Origin of the sequence: Achromobacter sp. Root565 (assembly GCF_001427425.1) — a bacterium.
Classification (GTDB): domain Bacteria; phylum Pseudomonadota; class Gammaproteobacteria; order Burkholderiales; family Burkholderiaceae_B; genus Achromobacter; species Achromobacter spanius_D.
The window spans coordinates 70,092-86,996 of record NZ_LMGO01000010.1; the positions used below are offsets into that span (position 1 = coordinate 70,092).

General features: G+C 68.7%; 15 protein-coding genes. 12 read left to right on the top strand and 3 right to left on the bottom strand.

Annotated features, from left to right (window positions below):
* Window positions 1-5: 5 nt before the first annotated feature.
* The 12 genes from ASD71_RS27045 (at window position 6) to ASD71_RS27100 (ending at window position 10,347) form a co-directional block, all read left to right on the top strand.
* Window positions 6-926, top strand: a complete 921-nt coding sequence (locus tag ASD71_RS27045) for a LysR substrate-binding domain-containing protein (RefSeq protein WP_056571788.1) — start codon at window positions 6-8, stop codon at window positions 924-926.
* 86 nt (window positions 927-1,012) lie between these two features.
* Window positions 1,013-1,831, top strand: coding sequence for a glutamate racemase (murI, locus tag ASD71_RS27050; protein WP_056571791.1), 819 nt, complete (start codon window positions 1,013-1,015; stop codon window positions 1,829-1,831).
* Window positions 1,832-1,918: 87 nt separating this feature from the next.
* Entirely contained in the window at window positions 1,919-2,344 is a 426-nt protein-coding gene (locus tag ASD71_RS27055) for a universal stress protein (RefSeq protein ID WP_056571794.1), read from the top strand.
* Between the two features lie 9 nt (window positions 2,345-2,353).
* On the top strand, window positions 2,354-2,782 hold the full coding sequence (locus ASD71_RS27060; protein WP_056571798.1) for a universal stress protein: 429 nt from the start codon (window positions 2,354-2,356) through the stop codon (window positions 2,780-2,782).
* A 9-nt stretch (window positions 2,783-2,791) separates the two neighbouring features.
* A complete protein-coding gene (locus ASD71_RS27065; protein ID WP_056571801.1) occupies window positions 2,792-4,108 on the top strand; it encodes a sorbosone dehydrogenase family protein in 1,317 nt (438 codons plus the stop codon).
* Window positions 4,109-4,191: 83 nt separating this feature from the next.
* Complete coding sequence (locus ASD71_RS27070; RefSeq protein WP_056571804.1) at window positions 4,192-4,896, top strand: SDR family oxidoreductase; 705 nt, start codon at window positions 4,192-4,194, stop codon at window positions 4,894-4,896.
* Between the two features lie 130 nt (window positions 4,897-5,026).
* On the top strand, window positions 5,027-6,577 hold the full coding sequence (locus ASD71_RS27075) for a DUF1800 family protein (protein ID WP_056571807.1): 1,551 nt from the start codon (window positions 5,027-5,029) through the stop codon (window positions 6,575-6,577).
* A complete protein-coding gene (locus ASD71_RS27080; RefSeq protein WP_056571810.1) occupies window positions 6,574-7,950 on the top strand; it encodes a DUF1501 domain-containing protein in 1,377 nt (458 codons plus the stop codon). The genes ASD71_RS27075 and ASD71_RS27080 overlap by 4 nt, the downstream gene beginning before the upstream one ends.
* A gap of 95 nt (window positions 7,951-8,045) precedes the next feature.
* Window positions 8,046-8,510 (top strand): GNAT family N-acetyltransferase, encoded by a 465-nt coding sequence (locus ASD71_RS27085; RefSeq protein WP_056571812.1) that lies wholly within the window; start codon window positions 8,046-8,048, stop codon window positions 8,508-8,510.
* 101 nt (window positions 8,511-8,611) lie between these two features.
* Window positions 8,612-8,980 carry a hypothetical protein gene (locus ASD71_RS27090; protein ID WP_056571815.1) on the top strand — a complete coding sequence of 123 codons (369 nt, stop codon included), beginning with the start codon at window positions 8,612-8,614 and terminating at the stop codon, window positions 8,978-8,980.
* A gap of 24 nt (window positions 8,981-9,004) precedes the next feature.
* Window positions 9,005-9,535 (top strand): RNA polymerase sigma factor, encoded by a 531-nt coding sequence (locus tag ASD71_RS27095; RefSeq protein WP_056571818.1) that lies wholly within the window; start codon window positions 9,005-9,007, stop codon window positions 9,533-9,535.
* Window positions 9,532-10,347, top strand: coding sequence for an anti-sigma factor (locus ASD71_RS27100; RefSeq protein WP_056571821.1), 816 nt, complete (start codon window positions 9,532-9,534; stop codon window positions 10,345-10,347). The genes ASD71_RS27095 and ASD71_RS27100 overlap by 4 nt, the downstream gene beginning before the upstream one ends.
* 16 nt (window positions 10,348-10,363) lie before the next feature.
* On the opposite strand, the gene ASD71_RS27105 is transcribed toward ASD71_RS27100, so the two are convergent.
* The 3 genes from ASD71_RS27105 to atzF are packed head-to-tail and all read right to left on the bottom strand — an operon-like array spanning window position 10,364 to window position 16,610.
* Window positions 10,364-11,092 (bottom strand): GntR family transcriptional regulator, encoded by a 729-nt coding sequence (locus ASD71_RS27105; protein ID WP_082579083.1) that lies wholly within the window; start codon window positions 11,090-11,092, stop codon window positions 10,364-10,366.
* A complete protein-coding gene (gene uca, locus ASD71_RS27110) occupies window positions 11,089-14,727 on the bottom strand; it encodes an urea carboxylase (RefSeq protein ID WP_056571824.1) in 3,639 nt (1,212 codons plus the stop codon). The genes ASD71_RS27105 and uca overlap by 4 nt, the downstream gene beginning before the upstream one ends.
* A 50-nt stretch (window positions 14,728-14,777) precedes the next feature.
* Window positions 14,778-16,610, bottom strand: a complete 1,833-nt coding sequence (atzF, locus tag ASD71_RS27115) for an allophanate hydrolase (protein WP_056571828.1) — start codon at window positions 16,608-16,610, stop codon at window positions 14,778-14,780.
* Window positions 16,611-16,905 lie beyond the last annotated feature (295 nt).

A 16,905-nucleotide genomic window follows, 5' to 3' on the forward strand; every position in this document is an offset into this window, starting at 1 on the left:
CACATATGGCAAGCGTAGATCTGCGGCTCCTGCGTTATTTCCTGGCGGTCGCCGAGGAATCCCACCTGACCAAGGCCGCCGCCCGGCTGGGGATCCGCCAGCCCCCACTTAGCCAGCAGATCCGGGTGCTGGAGGCCGAGCTGGGGGTGACCCTGTTCCACCGCCTGCCGCGCGGCATGGAGCTGACGGAAAGCGGCCGCGCGCTGCTGGATGACGCGCGCAACATCATCGCGATGGTGGACCAGGCCGTGGATGGCGTGCGGCGGGTGTCGCAGGGCGAGGCGGGCCGCTTGACGGTGGGATTCACGGGGTCGGCGGCGTTTCATCCGTTCGTGCCGTCGGTCATCCGGCGCTTCCGCGAAAGCGCGCCCCATGTGCATCTGGTGCTGGAAGAAAGCAGCACCGGTGAATTGCGCGAGGCGGTGGCCGAAGGGCGCATTGATGTCGCCTTCATCCGCGGCGCGCACGCGGACCCGGGCGTGCAGATGGAAACCGTGCTCGAGGAAGCCATGCTGGCGGCCTTTCCGGCAGACCACCCCGCCGTCAAGGGCCGCACGCGCAAGCGCATCGCGCTGTCGGAACTGGCGGACGAATCGCTGATCCTGTACCGGCGTCACAGCGGTCCGGGCCTGTACGACGCGATCATTACCGCCTGCAGCGCCGAAGGCTTCAGCCCGCGCGTCACGCAGGAAGCGCCGCGCATGTTGTCCACGCTGAGTTTTGTTGCCGCGGGGCTGGGCGTGTCGCTGGTGCCGGCGTCGCTGCGCCGCGTGAACATCGAAGGCGTGGTGTACGTCAGCGTGACGCATCCGGCGGCGCTGCGCGCGCCGCTGAACCTGATCTGGCGCGACGCGCCGCTGTCGGGCGCCGCGCGCAAGCTGATCGACGAGGCGCGGCGGCAGCGGGACGCATCGCTTGCGAAGTAGCGCCGCTAAACCCCGCCAGCAGAACGCCGGTAAGCCCCGGCGCTACACTTGCCGCCACCGCATCCTGCATAGATCAGCGCCTTTCCATGCTTTCCGAATCTCCCATCGGCGTATACGACTCCGGCGTCGGCGGCCTGAGCGTCTTGCGCGCGATCCGCGACGCGCTGCCCCATGAGCCCCTGCTCTACGTGGCCGACTCCGCGCATGTGCCCTACGGGGAAAAGACCCAGGCGTTCGTCGAGCGCCGCGCCTGCGCCATCGCCGATTATTTCGTGTCGCAAGGCGCCCGCGCCATGGTGGTGGCCTGCAACACCGCCACCGCCGCCGCGATCGCGCTGCTGCGCAAGCGCCATCCCGAGCTCATCATCATCGGCGTCGAACCCGCCATCAAACCGGCCGCGCACCTGACGCATTCGGGCGTGGTGGGCGTCTTTGCCACGACCGGGACGCTGGCCAGCCCCAAGTTCGCCGCGCTCGTGCAGCGCGAGGCGCCCGAGGTCCGCATCCTGCTGCGGCCCTGCCCGGAGTGGGTGCGGTTGGTGGAACAAGGCGTGGTGTCCGGCCCCGAAGCCGCCGACGCCGTGCGCGCGCCGGTGGCCGAGTTGCGCGAGGCCGGCGCGGACGTGCTGGTGCTGGGCTGCACGCACTTTCCCTTTCTGCGCGACGCCATCCAGGACGCGGCCGGCCCGGGCGTGCCGCTATTGGAAACAGGCGCGCCGGTGGCGCGCTGGCTGCGCCACCAACTGCAGGAACGCGGCATGCTGGTTGAGCACGGTCCTGGCGGCCTGCACTTGCAGACCACCGGCGAAGCCTCCGCGCTGGCGCAGCTGGCAAGCCAGCTACTGGGCACGTCCATGACGGCGGACACGGTGCCCAACGCGTGGCGGGGAACATCGCCCGCTTGATCTGACGCGTCGCCGGGGCGGCGCCGGCGGGGCGAATGTGGGATACAGTGGAACGCACGCCCCCCTACGGCCAGCAAGGAGACGCCCATGAAACGCATCCTGATTCCCGTCGACGGTTCGGAACCCGCCCTGAACGCGGTCAAAGCGCTGCTCGACGCCCGCCGCTACGATCCCGTCGAACGCGTGGACCTGCTGACAGTCCAGATTCCCTTGAAGGCCGGCGCGTTCGGCAGCGGCCTGTCGCAGGAAGAGATCGACGCCTATCACCAGGAGGAAGGCGAGGCCGCGGTTGAGGCCGCCCGCGCACTGCTGACGCAGGCCGGCGTGCCGTTCGAGACCCACATCCAGGCCGGCGCAGCAGCCGAGACGATCGCGCGCGTGGCCGAAGAAACCGGCGCAAATGAAATCTTCATGGGAACGCGGGGCCTGGGTTCCGTGTCGGCGCTTTTCATGGGGTCGGTTGCCACGGGCGTGCTGTCCCTGACCGAACTGCCGGTCACGCTGGTCAAGTAAGGAGCCGCCATGCTGAATATCCTTGTTCCCGTCGACGGCTCCGAAAACGCCGACCGCGCCGTCGTGTACGCCCGCCGCCTGGCGCAGGGCGCGCAGTCCGCGCGCATCCACCTCATCAACATCCAGACGCCGCCGCGCGGGCGCGCCGGGGTGTCGCGCCTGATCACGCAGGACATGATCAATGACTTCTATGCCCGCGAAGGCCGCGAAGCGTCCGAGGAGGCGCGCCGGCAGCTGGACTCGGCTGGCGTGGACTACGTCAGTCATGTGGTATTCGGCAACGCTCCCGCGGAAATCGCGGGTTATGCGCAGGATCACGGCTGCGCGCGCATCGTCATGGGCACGCGCGGCAACGGCAAGCTGACCAACATCCTGATCGGGTCGGTGGCCAATCAGGTCGTGCAATTGGCGCATGTGCCGGTCACGCTGGTGAAGTAGGCGCGCATCATGCATGCCCTGCGTATCGTGCCGGCGGCCGCCCTGACGTTGACGCTGCTCAGCGCCTGCGGCGAGGTCGCCAAGCTTCCTGTCGAAGCGGGCATGGGGCCTGATCCCCAACTGCCGCCGCCCAACACCACGCTCATTCCCACGGTGAACACGGCCAAGGCCGTGGGCTGGCAAGCCGGCGCGCAGCCGGCTCCCGCCGCCGGCCTGGCCGTGACCGCCTACGCCAGCGGACTGGACCACCCGCGCTGGCTGTACGTGCTGCCCAACGGCGATGTGCTGGTTGCCGAAACCAATGCGCCGCCCAAGCCCGAGGACGCGCCGGGCGGCATCAAAGAATGGGCCGCGGGGCTGGTGATGAAGCGAGCCGGCGCCAAGACCGTCAGCGCAAACCGCATCACGCTCTTGCGCGATGCCGACCACGACGGCATCGCCGAAACGCGAACCATCCTGCTGGAAGGACTGAATTCGCCGTTCGGCATGGCCCTCGTCGGCAATCACCTTTACATTGCGAACGCCGATGCGGTCGTGCGCTTTCCCTTTACGCCGGGGCAGACGCACATCACCGTCCCCCCCGAGAAAGTCACCGACCTGCCGGCGGGCTTGAACCATCACTGGACCAAGAACCTCATCGCCAGCCCGGACGGGTCGCGGCTGTACGTGTCCGTCGGATCGAACAGCAACGTGGGCGAGAACGGCATGGACATCGAGGAAGGCCGCGCCGCCATCTGGGAGCTGGACGTGGCCAGCGGGCAAAAGCGCCTCTTTGCCACGGGGCTGCGCAACCCGGTCGGCATGGCGTGGGGGCCGGACGGCAAGACGCTGTGGACGGCGGTCAACGAACGCGACGAACTAGGCAGCGACCTCGTGCCGGACTACATGACGTCGGTGCGCGACGGCGGCTTCTATGGCTGGCCGTACAGCTATTTCGGCCAGCACGTCGATACGCGCGTGACGCCGCCGCGGCCCGATCTGGTGGCGCGGGCGATCGTGCCCGACTATGCGCTGGGTCCGCACACCGCCTCGCTGGGCCTGGCGTGGTCGGGCGGGTCCAAGCTGCCGGCGCCCTTTGTCCACGGCATGTTCGTCGGCCAGCACGGCTCATGGAACCGCGATCCGCGCAGCGGCTACAAGGTGATCTTCGTGCCGTTCGACCAGAACCAGCCCGCGGGACCGGCGCTGGACGTGCTGACCGGATTTCTCAACGACGCGGGCCAGGCGCAGGGCCGCCCGGTCGGCGTGGCCATCGACGCGCAGGGCAGCCTGCTGGTGGCGGACGACGTGGGTAACGTGATCTGGCGCGTGGCGCCCAAACCGTAGGCGCTGGCGCCCCCTCCATCGTCTTGGACCGGGCGCTGCCCGCCCCTACAATGGCCGCTCCCGAATTCCAGACTGGAGCGAGCATGAGTACGGAAAAAGTGGCGATCCTAACGGCGGCCGGCAGCGGCATGGGTGCGGCGGCGGCGCGCAAGCTGGCGGCGGACGGCTACCGTGTGGCCATCCTGTCCTCGTCCGGCAAGGGCGCGGCGCTGGCGCAGGAGCTGGGCGGCCTGGGCGTCACCGGGTCCAACCGCTCGACCGAAGACCTGTCCCGGCTGGTTGAAGCCACCCTGCAGAAGTGGGGCCGCGTCGATGCGGTGGTCAACAGCGCCGGCCATGGTCCGAAGGGCCCGCTGCTGGAGATCAGCGACGACGACTGGCACCTGGGCATGGAGTTCTACCTGCTGAACGTGGTGCGCATCACTCGCCTGGTCGCGCCGGTGATGAAGCAGCAGCAGTCCGGCGCCATCGTCAACATTTCCACCTACGCCACCTTCGAGCCGGAAGCGCTGTTTCCGACGTCGGGCGTGTTCCGCGCAGGCCTGGCCGCCTTCACCAAGGTGTTCACCGACGAATACGCGCAGCACAACGTGCGCATGAACAACGTGCTGCCCGGTTTCATCGACAGCCTGCCCGAAAAGGAAGACCGCCGCGTGCGCATTCCGATGGGCCGCTACGGCACGGCGCAAGAGGTGGCCGACCTGATCGCGTTCCTGGCGTCGAGCGCGTCGTCCTACATCACCGGCCAGAACATCCGCATCGACGGCGGCATCACGCGCTCCGTGTGACGCGCACGCGACGCGTCATATCCCCCTGATCTCATGCGTTTGGCCTAGTCCCTCGTCCGAATGACGGTATTGAAGCCCCCGGCGGGCTTTTAGTACCGTAGGTTTTTGCAATCGACGAGGTGCCCGGCGCATGACCGCTACGCCGTCAGCGGCTGCGCAGCAGTCCGCATCCCCTACCCCCGGCCAGGCCTCGCGCTTTCTGGCGCAGGCGACGTTCGGCCCGACGCCGGCCGACATCGACGCCGTCGTGCGCGTCGGCTACGCGGCGTGGCTCGACGCGCAGCTGGCGATGCCGCCGTCGCAGACGCACTTCGACTGGCTGCTGCAAAAGAACCGGAACACCGAGGCTTTCAAGGGAAACGGCATCAACGCGCCGCTGGAATCCACGTTGTGGCGCAAGTTCATCAGCGCGCCCGACCAGGTGCGCACGCGGGTCGCGTTTTCGCTGTCCGAAATCTTCGTCGTTGGCGTGTCGTCCATCACCGCGTCGTGGCCGCTTTTTGGCGCGGCGGGCTTCATGGACCTCTTGGCCGAGCATGCGCTGGGCAACTACCAGGACCTGCTGACCGCCGTGACGCAGAACCTGTCGATGGGCTGCATGCTGACCTATCGCGGCAACCGCAAGGAAGATCCCAAGACCGGCCGCCACCCCGACGAAAACTATGCGCGCGAGGTGATGCAGCTGTTCAGCATCGGGCTGCTGGTGCTGGAACAGGACGGCACGGTGAAAATGGTCAACGGCGCCCCCGTGGAAACCTATACCAACGCCGACGTGCAGGGGCTGGCCAAGGTCTTCACGGGCTGGGACATCAACGGCCCCGAGACGAACGTGGAGTTCCACCGCCGTCCCATGGCGCTGAACAACGCGCTGCACTCGATGGCGGAAAAGCGCTTCCTGGGCGCGGTCATCCCACCTGGCACGGACGGCCACCTGTCGCTCAAGCGCGCCATGGAGGTCATCAGCGCCCATCCCAACGTCGGCCCTTTCATCGGCATGCAGCTGATCCAGCGCATGGTCACCAGCAATCCCAGCCCCGCGTACGTAGGCCGCGTGTCGGCCGTGTTCAACGACGACGGCAAGGGCCAGCGCGGCAATCTGAAGGCTGTGGTGCGGGCCATTCTGCTGGATCCCGAGGCGCGACAGCCGGACCTTTCTTCGCCGCATTGGGGCAAGGTGCGCGAGCCCATCCTGCGCTTCTCGGGCTGGGCCCGCGCGTTCGGTGCCACTTCCACCAATGGCGAATGGGCCATGCCGGACACGACGGACAACACGATCCGGTTGGCGCAGAGCCCCATGCGGTCGGCCACGGTGTTCAACTTCTTCCGGCCGCGCTACGTGCCGCCGGTCACGGAACTGGCCCGCCGCCATCTGGTCGCGCCGGAACTGCAGATCACGGACGAGACCAGCATCGCGGGCTACCTGAATTTCCTGGCGATCTACGCGGACCGCGGCTGGGAGGATCTGCAGACCAGCTACACGCCCGAGATCGCGCTGGCCAAGGCCCCTGAGGCCCTGGTGGCGCGCGTCGTGCTGCTGCTGGCGGGCGATGCTTTCAGCGCGCGCACGGCGGTGTCCATTGCCAAAGCGGTGGCCACGCTGCCGCCGGACCGCCCGCGCGACCGGGTTCGCGCCGCCATCATGCTGGTGGCGGCGACCCCTGAGTATCTGGTGCAGAAATGACAGACCGCCGCGACCTCGACCGCCGAGCCTTTCTGCTGCGCGCCTTTGCGCTGGGCGCGACCCGCGCTGCCGCGCCGCTGGCGCTGAACCTGGCCGCCATCGGCGCCGCCGCCGCGCAATCCGCCCCGCCCTCCTACAAGGCGCTGGTGTGCGTCTTCCTGTACGGCGGCAACGATCCCTACAACACGCTGGTTCCGTACGATCCGTCGTCGTACCGCGCGTACTCCACGGCCCGCAGCGACATCGCCCTGCCCCGCGACCCGCTACGCGCCACGCTGCTGCGCGGCAAGGCCGACACACAGGGCGGCATGCAGTTCGCCCTGGCTCCCGCGCTCGCGCCGCTGGCGCCGCTGTACGAACGCGGCGACATGGCGGCCCTGCTCAACGTGGGACCGCTGATCGTGCCCACAACCAAGGCCGAATACATCGGCGCGCGTGTGCCCCTGCCGCCCAAGCTGTTCTCCCACAACGATCAGCAATCGGTCTGGCAGGCGCTGGCGCCGGAGGGCGCGTCCTCGGGCTGGGCCGGCCGCCTGACGGATCTTTTCGCGGGCGCCAACGCGCAGCGCACGTTTACCGGCATCACGGCGGGCGGCAGCACGGTGCTGCTGGCCGGGCGCAAGGTGGCGGGCTATCGGGTGGGCATCAACGGCTCGACGCAAATCGACCTGCTGCATCGCGACATTTACGGATCCAGCGCCTGCACCGCGCTGCTGCGCGAACTGATCACCGAGCCGCGCGAACACCTGATGGAACGCGAGATGTCGCGCATCGCCGCGCAGTCCATCTCCGCCGACACGCGCCTGCGGGCCGCGCTGGAGGGCGTCGCCGTACCGGGAGACTTTTCGTCGCCGCTCGCACAGCAGCTTCGGATCGTGGCGCGCATCATCGCCGCTCGCGACACGCTGGGCGCGCGGCGTCAGGTGTTTTTCGTCTCGCAGAACGGCTACGACAACCACACAGGGCTGAACGACGCGCATCCGGCGTTGCTCAAGGAAATGGGCCAGGCGCTGGCCGCGTTCCAGAAGGCCCTGTCGGAACTGGGCGTGGCGGATCAGGTCACCACCTTCACGGCCTCCGAGTTCGGCCGCACGCTGGGTTCCAACGGCAACGGCTCGGATCACGGCTGGGGCTCGCACCACTTCGTGCTGGGCGGCGCGGTCAACGGCGGCCGCTGCTACGGGGCCCACCCGGAAATCGCGCTGAACGGGCCCGGCTTCGTGGACAACGGCCGGCTGCTGCCCACCACGTCGGTGGATCAATTGGGCGCGGACCTGGGCGCGTGGTTCGGCGCCAGCCGGGACGATCTGCGGACGGTGTTCCCGAATTTGCGGCATTTCGGGCCGGAGCCGTTGGGGATGTTGAAGGGTTAGGCACTAGCGCCCACCCCGCAACCGATCTATAACGTCAGGCAACCCACCCGCCATCCGGCGGCGCTCGCGTTTCCTCCTTCCCATCGCACCGCAACATGAGCCTCACCCCCGATCTGGCGTTGCAACCCGCCACCGAAGAAGACGTGCCGTTCCTGCTGTCCCTGCGCAAGCGCACGATGACTGCGCACCTGCAGCGCGCAGGCGCGCCGCATGACGATGACCATCACCTGGCGCGCATCCATTACCACTTCGACGATGCCCAGATCGTCTGGCTGGCCGGCCGTCCCGCCGGCTTGTTCAAGCATTACCGCGATCCGGCCGGCTGGCGCATCGTGCAGATTCAGATCGATCCCGATTTCCAGGGCCAGGGGCTGGGCCGCAGGCTGCTGGCCAAGGTGCTGGACCGGGCGGACAAGGAAGGTGCGCCCGTCACCCTGAGTGTCCTGAAAGGCAATCCCGCCCGGCGGCTTTACGAGGCGCTGGGCTTCACATCTGTGAAGGAGACCGAGCTGGAGCATGAAATGCGGTATGACCCCGGCGCAGTCCGGCCGGGCGCTTGAACCCTTCGCGGCAGCTTTTTTCCGGACCGCTGGAATAAAGCGGCCCCGGCCGGCGTCCGTAGAGGGCAGTCCCCCAATCCTTCCCTTCTACGAGGCACAACATGCGCAAACACACCGCCGCGGCCCTGGCTCTCGCCTGCGCCGCCCTGTTCTCGGCCGGCGCCCACGCCCAGGCCGTCAAGACCCAGAACGGCATCCTGGTCGATAACGCCGGCATGACGCTGTACACCTTCGACAAGGACTCCGCGGGCAAGAGCGTCTGCGTCGACGCGTGCGCGAAGGCTTGGCCGCCCGCCATGGCCGCCGGCGACGCCAAGCCGATGGGCGACCTGACGGTCATCACCCGCCCCGACGGCAGCAAGCAATGGGCCTACAAGAACAAGCCGCTGTACCTGTTCGCCAAGGACACCAAGCCGGGCGACAAGACCGGCGACAACTTCAAGGAAATCTGGCACGTCGTCAAACCCTGATCCGGACACCTGCCCGATCAGACCATGCGCGCCGAAGACGAAGCCCAGATCCTGGCCTGCATCCCCAGCTTGCGGCGTTACGCGCGCGGGCTGACGGGCGACCCCGACCGGGCCGACGATCTGGTGCAGGACACGCTGGAGCGCGCATGGAGCCGCTACTCTCGCTGGCAGCGGCGCGGCGAACTGCGTGCCTGGATGTTCGGCATCATGCACAACCATTTCATCGACGGCGTGCGCGCCGCCAGCCGGCGCACCGACCAGACGGCGCCGGGCGACCTGCCCGACGCGCCGGTGCGCGCCACCCAGACCGATCAGCTTGAAGTGCGCGACCTGGACCGTTGCCTGCAAGCCCTGCCGGCCGATCAGCGCGAGGTCCTCTTGCTGATCGCCGTCGAAGACCTTTCCTACCAGGAGGCCGCCCGCATCCTGTCGGTGCCCATCGGCACCGTCATGTCGCGCCTGTCGCGCGCCCGCGAGAAGCTCGGCGCGCTGATGCGGGGCCGCGATACCGCCCCGCGCCTGCGGCCCGTTCCCACCCCGCGTGAAATGCCATGACCGACAAACGCCTCCATCCGGTTCCCGCCGCAGGCACGCCGATCACCGAAGCCGATCTGCACGGCTACGCGGACGGCCAGCTGTCCGCCGCGCGTCATGCCGAGGTGGCCGCCTTTCTGGCCGCGCATCCGCAGGACCAGACCCGGGTCGACGACTGGCAGGCGCAACGGCGCGCGCTGCATGCCTTGCTGGATCCCGTGCTGGACGAACCGTTGCCGCTGCGCCTGCCGCTGCGCGCCCCGGCGCGGACGTGGCCGTGGCGCGCGATGGCGGCCAGCGTGGCGATTGCCGCGGTCAGCGCCAGCTTGGCCTGGTTCGCGCGCGGCGCCGTCGACGCGCGCCATCTGCAAGCTGCGCTGGCCACCGCCAGCCCCGAACGCGCGGCGGGCGGCTATGCCCAGCGCGCCGCCATCGCCCATGCCGTCTTTGCGCCCGACATGGGCCGGCCCGTGGAAGTCGGCGGCGACAACGAAAAGGCGCTGGTGACCTGGCTGACCAAGCGCATGGGCGCGCCGATGCGCGCGCCGTCGCTATCGAAGTCGGGTTACGAGCTGATCGGCGGACGCCTCTTGCCCGGCGGCGCGGGCCCCGTCGCGCAATTCATGTACGGCGCGGCCGACGGCCAGCGCCTGACGCTGTACGTGACGCGGGAAGCGGCCGGCGGCCAGACCGCCTTCCAGTTCACGCAGGAAGGGCCGGTGCGGGTCTTCTATTGGGTCGAGGGCGAGTTCGGCTACGCGCTGTCGGGCGCCGTCAGCCGTGATGAGCTGCAGCGCGTGTCGCAAGAAGTCTATCGGCAGCTTCAGGGCTGAGGACAGGGCCTGCCTTTCAACCGGCGCGCGCCCGCGCTTCGTGCAGCATGTGCAGCGTGATCTTGCGTACCTCGGCCTTGCTCATGTCGATATGGGACCGCAGCAGGCGCGCAGCCTCGTCGGTGCGGCGCGCCAGCACCGCGCGCAGGATGGCCGCGTGTTCGTCATAGGTGGCATCCACACGGAAGTCCTTGGTGAAATCCAGCCGCCGCACAATGCGGATCTTTTCCGTCACGTCGCGGTGGATCTGCGCCATCTCGGGATTGCCGGCTGCGGCCACCAGCGCGCAATGAAACGCCTCGTCCAGTTGCCCCACCAGCCGGCCGTCCAGAATGCGCTGCGAAGGCGGCACCAGCCACACGTCGGTCAATGCGCCCAGCATCCCGGCCTGATCCATGTCCTGCCGCGCGCACAGCTTGTCCACCGCCGCCAGTTCCAGCACCACGCGCACGTCGTACAACGCCTCGAAGCGCTCGAAGTCGAAGGGCCGCACCTGCCAGCCGCTGCGCGGCCGTGCCAGCACAAACCCTTCGCGTTCCAGCCGCGCCAGGCCCAGCCGTACCGGCGTGCGGCTCACTCCCAGCCGCGCCACCAGATCGGCCTCGGTGAAGCGTTCGCCGGGCAGCATCCGGAAGCCGAACAGGTCGTCCTTGATGCGCTGGTAGACCTGGTCGGCCAGCGAGCCGGCCAGCGCCGGCGACGGACGGATGGCCGGGCCCGCCTGGACGGCTTCCAGCCGCATCATCCGGTCACGACGCACGTGGCGTCTTCGGTGATCACGACGAGCGGATCGCCCGCGTTGACCGGCTTGCCGGGCACGCAGCGGATCGCGGACACCGTGCCTGACGCCGGCGCGATGACGGACAGCTCCATCTTCATGGCCTCGACCACCACCAGCGTGTCGCCGGCCGACACGCTCTGCCCCACCTGGACCGGGATCTTCCAGATGTTGCCGCACATGTCGGCGCTGACCAGACGTTCGCCGTCGCGCAGCACGGTCTCGGCCTCGGGCTGCGCGGCGTGCGCCTCCAACGCCACGTCCTCGTTCTTCCACAGCGCCACCTCGGCATCGAAGGCCGTCTTCTGGCGCGCCTGGAAAGCCGCAATGCTATCCGCCTGCTCGGCCACAAAGCGCTGATGCGCCGCGAAGTCGAACATCTCTTCTTCGATGCGGACCGTGGCGCGGCCTTCCCGGAAGTCCTCGCGCAGCACGTCCAGTTCCGCCTCGGTGACGGGATAGAACCGCACCTGATCGAAAAAGCGCAGCAGCCATGGCTTGCCGTCCTGGAACACGGGGTTCTTCAGGAACTTGTTCCAGATGGGCAGCGTGCGTCCCACCAATTGATAGCCGCCGGGCGAATCCATGCCGTAGATGCACATGTAGACGCCGCCGATACCCACCGTGCCCTCGGCGGTAAAGGTGCGCGCCGGGTTGTACTTGGACGTCAGCAGGCGGTGGCGCGGGTCGATCGGCACCGCGCACGGCGCGCCCAGGTAGACGTCGCCCAGGCCCATGATGAGATAACTGGCGTCAAAGACGATGCGGCGCACCTCGTCGCGCGAATCCAGGCCGTTGATGCGCTGGATGAAGTCCACGTTGTTCGGCAGCCAGGGCGCGCTGGCCCGCACGGTCTCCTGATAGCGCTGCACCGCGCCCAACGTGGCGCTGTCTTCGAAGGCCATGGGCAGGTAGACGACGCGCGTGGGCACCTTCAGCGTGGCGACGTCGGCCAGCCCTTCCTCGATCTTCAGCAGCTTTGCGATGAGCGCGCCCTGCAGGATCACGCGGCTGTCGTAGCGGATCTGCAGCGAACGCACGCCCGGCGACAGTTCCAGCACGCCGGCCACGGGGTTGGCGTGCAACGCTTCCATCAGCAGGTGGATGCGCATGCGCAGCGCCAGGTCCAGCACGTTGTCGCCGTATTCCAGCAGCAGGTAGCCGTCGCCCGCCTGCCGGTACGACACCGACGGGCGCGATCCTTCGGCGGGCAGCGCGGCCACGATGGTCTCGGAGACGGTCGCGGGCACGGGCGCCGGTTCGGTCGCAGCGGGAACCGCCGGCGCCAGGTCGGCAATACGGCGGTCCTGCGCGGCCTCCAGCGCCACGGCCTGCGGGTAGTCGATGCGCACGAAGCGGATGCGGTCACCGGGCTTGACCTGCCCCACCTTCCACAGTTCGGCGCGGGCAATCGTGACCGGGCAGACGAAGCCGCCCAGGCTGGGGCCGTCGCGCGTCAGGATCACGGGGCTGTCGCCCGTGAAGTTGATGCTGCCGATCGCGTACTCGCAATCGTGGATGTTGGACGGGTGCAGCCCCGCCTCGCCGCCGTTTTCGCGCGCCCAGGTGGGCTTGGGTCCGATCAGGCGCACGCCCAGGCGATTGGAGTTGTAGTGAACCTCCCAGTCGGTCGCGAAGAAAGCGTCGATGGCCTCCGGCAGGAAGAAATCTGGCGCGCCATGCGGCCCGTACAGCACGCCGATCTCCCAGGTGCTGCCGTACTCGGGGATCAGTGCCGCGGGCGCGGCCTGCGGCAGGGTTTCGGGCGGGGCGGCGTTGGCGCCCGCCAGCTCGGGGCGGATCACGGGCAGCATGTCGCCCACGCGCAGCGTGCGGCCGGCATGCCCGCCAAACTGGCCCAGCGCAAACGTGGACCGGCTGCCTAGGTAGAGCGGCACGTCCAGGCCGTTGCGTACCGCCAGGTAGCTTCGGCAACCCGACAGTGCGCGGCCTGTGGCCAACACCTGCCCCGACTTCACGAAGATCGGCTGCCACATCGGCACCGGCTCGCCGTCCAGCGTTGCGGCGCACGATGCGCCGGTCAACGCCACGACGGCGTCGCCGTGAAAGCGCAGCGTGGGCCCGACCAGCGTGGTCTCGATACCGGCCGCATCGGGCGCGTTGCCGACGATGCGGTTGGCGACGCGAAACGCGTAGTCGTCCATGGGACCGGACGGCGGCACGCCGATGTCCCAGTAGCCCGCGCGGCCGGGATAATCCTGCACGCTGGTGTAGGTGCCGGCTTCCACGACCTCGATCGCCGCGGGGCGGTACGTAAAGCTTTCCAAAAAGCGCGTGGACAGCTGCCCCGCGCGAAAGCGCGCGTCGGCCACGATCTGGCGCAGGTAATCCAGGTTGGTCGCAATGCCGTGCAGCCGCGTGCGCGCCAGCGCGTCGGCCAGCTTGTCCAGCGCGGCCTCGCGCGTGTCCGCATGCACGATCAGCTTGGCCAGCATCGGGTCGTAAAACGCGGGCACGTCCGTGCCGGTCTCGACCCAGCCGTCGACGCGCACGCCCTCAGGGAACGACACCTCGGTCAACACGCCGGGCGAAGGCTGGAACTGACGCAGCGGATCCTCGGCGTACAGGCGCACTTCAATGGATGCGCCCTGCGGCGCGCGCGACATCGCCGTGAAATCCAGCGGCTCGCCTGCTGCCACACGCAACATGCACTCCACCAGATCCAGGCCGGTGACAGCTTCGGTCACCGGATGCTCGACCTGCAGGCGCGTGTTCACCTCCAGGAAATAGAAGCTGTCGCGCGCCGGATCGTAGATGAACTCCACGGTGCCGGCGGAGCGGTAGTTCACCGATTCGCCCAGCTTGACGGCGGCCTCCAGCAGCGCGGCGCGCGTGGCGGCCGGCAACTGCGGCGCGGGGGTTTCCTCGATGACCTTCTGGTTGCGGCGCTGCACCGAGCAGTCGCGTTCGCCCAGCGCCAGCACGCGGCCCGCGCCGTCGCCAAATATCTGCACCTCGACGTGCCGCGCGTTGTCCACATAGCGTTCGATGAACGCGCCGCCATCGCGAAAGAAGTGCTCGCCCATGCGCTGCACGCTGTCGAACGCCACGGTCAGCTCCGCCTCGTTCTCGCAGCGCGAGAGACCAATGCCGCCGCCGCCCGCCGTGCTCTTGAGCATCACCGGATAACCGATGCGCTCGGCCTGCGACAACGCCTCGCCCAGGCTGGACAGGAGTCCGGTGCCCGGCGTCATCGGCACACCGGCCTCGGCAGCCAGCTCGCGCGAACGGTGCTTCAGGCCGAACTCGCGGATCTGCAGGGGCGTGGGACCGACAAAGGCGACGCCCGCGGCCTCGCAGGCGTCGGCGAACTCGGCGCTTTCAGACAGAAAGCCATAGCCGGGGTAGATCGCCTGCGCACCCTGTTCGCGCGCGGCGGCCAGCAGCAGGTCCATGCGCAGGTAGCTGTCGGCCGCCTTCTCGCCGCCCAGCGCCACAGCCACATCGGCCTCGCGCACGTGCGCGGCATTGCGGTCCGGATCGGAATAGACGGCCACGCTGCGGATGCCCAGCCGCTTGAGGGTGCGGATGGCGCGGACGGCGATTTCGCCGCGGTTTGCAATCAGAACGGTATCGAACACGGTGCGACTCCCTGATGTGAGGGCGGGGTTATCGGATGGGTAGCGGGTAGTCAGCGGGCGGCGGCGTTCACGCTGGCCAGGTAGGCGCGCCAGCCGCCGAACGAGGTGATGTCGCGCGCGCCGTCCAGGCCGCGCGGTTCGCAGATAAAGCCCTTGACCAGCCGGCCGTCCGCCAGCTCCAGCGTGCCGATGCCCAGCGGCGCGGGGATCTCGGCCACGAACGCGCCGAACGCCGTCACCGGCACGTCCCAAAGCTCGACCTCGATGGCGGCGCCGCTTTCCATCTTCACCAGCCCCGGCTTGGGCGGCGTCGTGTTGGCCAGCGCGAAGAGGCGGTAGTCGCCCGCCGTCGCCGTCTTTTCGACAAACACCGCGTGACGCGACGTCAGTTGATGGTTGAGCGGCATGCCGGTCAGATGCGCGCCCACGACCGCCACGCGCACGGTGTCCGCGGACGGTGCGCCATCCGTCGCCAGCGCGGGCAGCGGCATGCCGGTCGCGCCCAACGGCAGCCCGCGCCGCGCCTGCCATTGCTTGCCGAACTGCGCCAGCGCGCGGTCCTGCCACGCCAGGCCGATCAGCGTGATGCCGGACGGCAGCCCATCGGCGCGCATGCCGGCCGGCACGGCCAGCGCGGACAGATCGGCCAGATTGGCGAAGTTGGTGTAGACACCCAGGCGGGAATTGAGCGTGACCGGGTCTGCCTCAAGCTGGGCGATGGTGTAGATGGACGGCGAGGTCGGCACGACCAGCGCGTCAAAGCCTTCCAGCGCGCGATGGATCTGGCGGGTCAGCTCGGCGCGCCGGTACTCGGCCTTGAACGCGTCCAGCGCGCTGTAGTTCGCGGCCTGCTCGACGATGCCGCGCACCACCGGATTGATGGCGCCAGGGTTTTCGTTCCACAACGCTTCCACCGCGGCAAAGCGTTCAGCCACCCACGGTCCTTGGTACAGCAGCGCGGCCAGTTCGCTGAACGGGGCGAAGTCGATGGGCTCGACCTGGGCGCCATCCGCGCGCAAAGCACGCACCGCGTCGTCGAACACGGCGGCGGCCTGCGTGTCGCCAAAGAATTCCAGCGACGCGGGCACGGCCAGGCGCGGCGCCTTCGGCCACGGCAGCGACGCGCCCGCCGGCATGGCGCGCGAATACGGATCTGCGTCATCAAAACCGCCCGCCACCTGCGCCACCTTGTCGGCGTCGTCCACGGTCAGCGCAAAGATCGACACGCAATCGAGCGTGCGGCACGCGGGCACCACGCCTGCGGTGCTGAGCCAACCCTTGGTCGGCTTGAGCCCGACGATATTGTTGAAGCCGGCCGGCACGCGGCCGGAGCCCGCCGTATCGGTGCCTAGCGAAAACGCCGCGATGCCGCGCGCAACCACCGACGCGGAGCCGGAGCTGGAGCCGCCGCTGACGTAGGCGGGATCAAACGTGTTGGCCACGGCGCCATGCGGCGAGCGCGTGCCCACCAGGCCGGTCGCGAACTGGTCCAGATTGGTCTTGCCGATCAGGATGGCGCCGGCCGCGCGCAGACGCCGCACGACGGTCGCATCTTCCTGCGCCGTGTACGCGAACTCGGGGCACGCCGCGGTCGTGGGCCAGCCCGCCGCATCGATGTTGTCCTTGATGGCGAAAGGCACGCCATACAGCGGCAGGCGCGAGATGTCGCCCCCTGCCGCGGCCAGCAGCAGGCGCAGACCATCGAGTTGTTCGTCTAGCTGCACGCAGTCCACGCGCCGTATCCAGGCGTTGTCCTCCGCGTCGTCCGGGGCGGCCGCGTAGCCGGCCAACAAGCCTTCAGGCTGCGCACCGTCACGGTAGGCGGCCTGCCATTGCGCGATCGTCCAACCGGCGGAGTGCTTCTGCGTTGCTGCGGCATTCATGCTGGAATCCTTTCTTGTATACAAGTACGGATTCCCAAGCAAAGTGCGTGCCATGTTGGCGGCGCGCGGCGCTTTCCCTCTGAAACGCGGCAGGACCGCGCGCCCGCGGCCTTCGCATGCGATGGCTGCGGCGTGCACGCCGCACCATCATCGCGCGCATCGCGCACCGATTCTGTGCAGCCGGCACCGTTCTGATCACGCCCGCGCGGCGCAGCCATCGCCACACGCCTTCGCGTAAACCCGCCCGCTTCATACAGCAGCCGCATGCCTGCCAGAACTTGGCACGCGTTTTGCT

What these genes read in the sequence shown, in the direction of transcription:
- ASD71_RS27045 (WP_056571788.1), top strand. Translation starts at nt 6, where the DNA reads ATGGCAAGCGTAGATCTGCGGCTCCTGCGTTATTTCCTGGCGGTCGCC.
- murI (WP_056571791.1), top strand. Translation starts at nt 1,013, where the DNA reads ATGCTTTCCGAATCTCCCATCGGCGTATACGACTCCGGCGTCGGCGGC.
- ASD71_RS27055 (WP_056571794.1), top strand. Translation starts at nt 1,919, where the DNA reads ATGAAACGCATCCTGATTCCCGTCGACGGTTCGGAACCCGCCCTGAAC.
- ASD71_RS27060 (WP_056571798.1), top strand. Translation starts at nt 2,354, where the DNA reads ATGCTGAATATCCTTGTTCCCGTCGACGGCTCCGAAAACGCCGACCGC.
- ASD71_RS27065 (WP_056571801.1), top strand. Translation starts at nt 2,792, where the DNA reads ATGCATGCCCTGCGTATCGTGCCGGCGGCCGCCCTGACGTTGACGCTG.
- ASD71_RS27070 (WP_056571804.1), top strand. Translation starts at nt 4,192, where the DNA reads ATGAGTACGGAAAAAGTGGCGATCCTAACGGCGGCCGGCAGCGGCATG.
- ASD71_RS27075 (WP_056571807.1), top strand. Translation starts at nt 5,027, where the DNA reads ATGACCGCTACGCCGTCAGCGGCTGCGCAGCAGTCCGCATCCCCTACC.
- ASD71_RS27080 (WP_056571810.1), top strand. Translation starts at nt 6,574, where the DNA reads ATGACAGACCGCCGCGACCTCGACCGCCGAGCCTTTCTGCTGCGCGCC.
- ASD71_RS27085 (WP_056571812.1), top strand. Translation starts at nt 8,046, where the DNA reads ATGAGCCTCACCCCCGATCTGGCGTTGCAACCCGCCACCGAAGAAGAC.
- ASD71_RS27090 (WP_056571815.1), top strand. Translation starts at nt 8,612, where the DNA reads ATGCGCAAACACACCGCCGCGGCCCTGGCTCTCGCCTGCGCCGCCCTG.
- ASD71_RS27095 (WP_056571818.1), top strand. Translation starts at nt 9,005, where the DNA reads ATGCGCGCCGAAGACGAAGCCCAGATCCTGGCCTGCATCCCCAGCTTG.
- ASD71_RS27100 (WP_056571821.1), top strand. Translation starts at nt 9,532, where the DNA reads ATGACCGACAAACGCCTCCATCCGGTTCCCGCCGCAGGCACGCCGATC.
- ASD71_RS27105 (WP_082579083.1), bottom strand. Translation starts at nt 11,092, where the DNA reads ATGATGCGGCTGGAAGCCGTCCAGGCGGGCCCGGCCATCCGTCCGTCG.
- atzF (WP_056571828.1), bottom strand. Translation starts at nt 16,610, where the DNA reads ATGAATGCCGCAGCAACGCAGAAGCACTCCGCCGGTTGGACGATCGCG.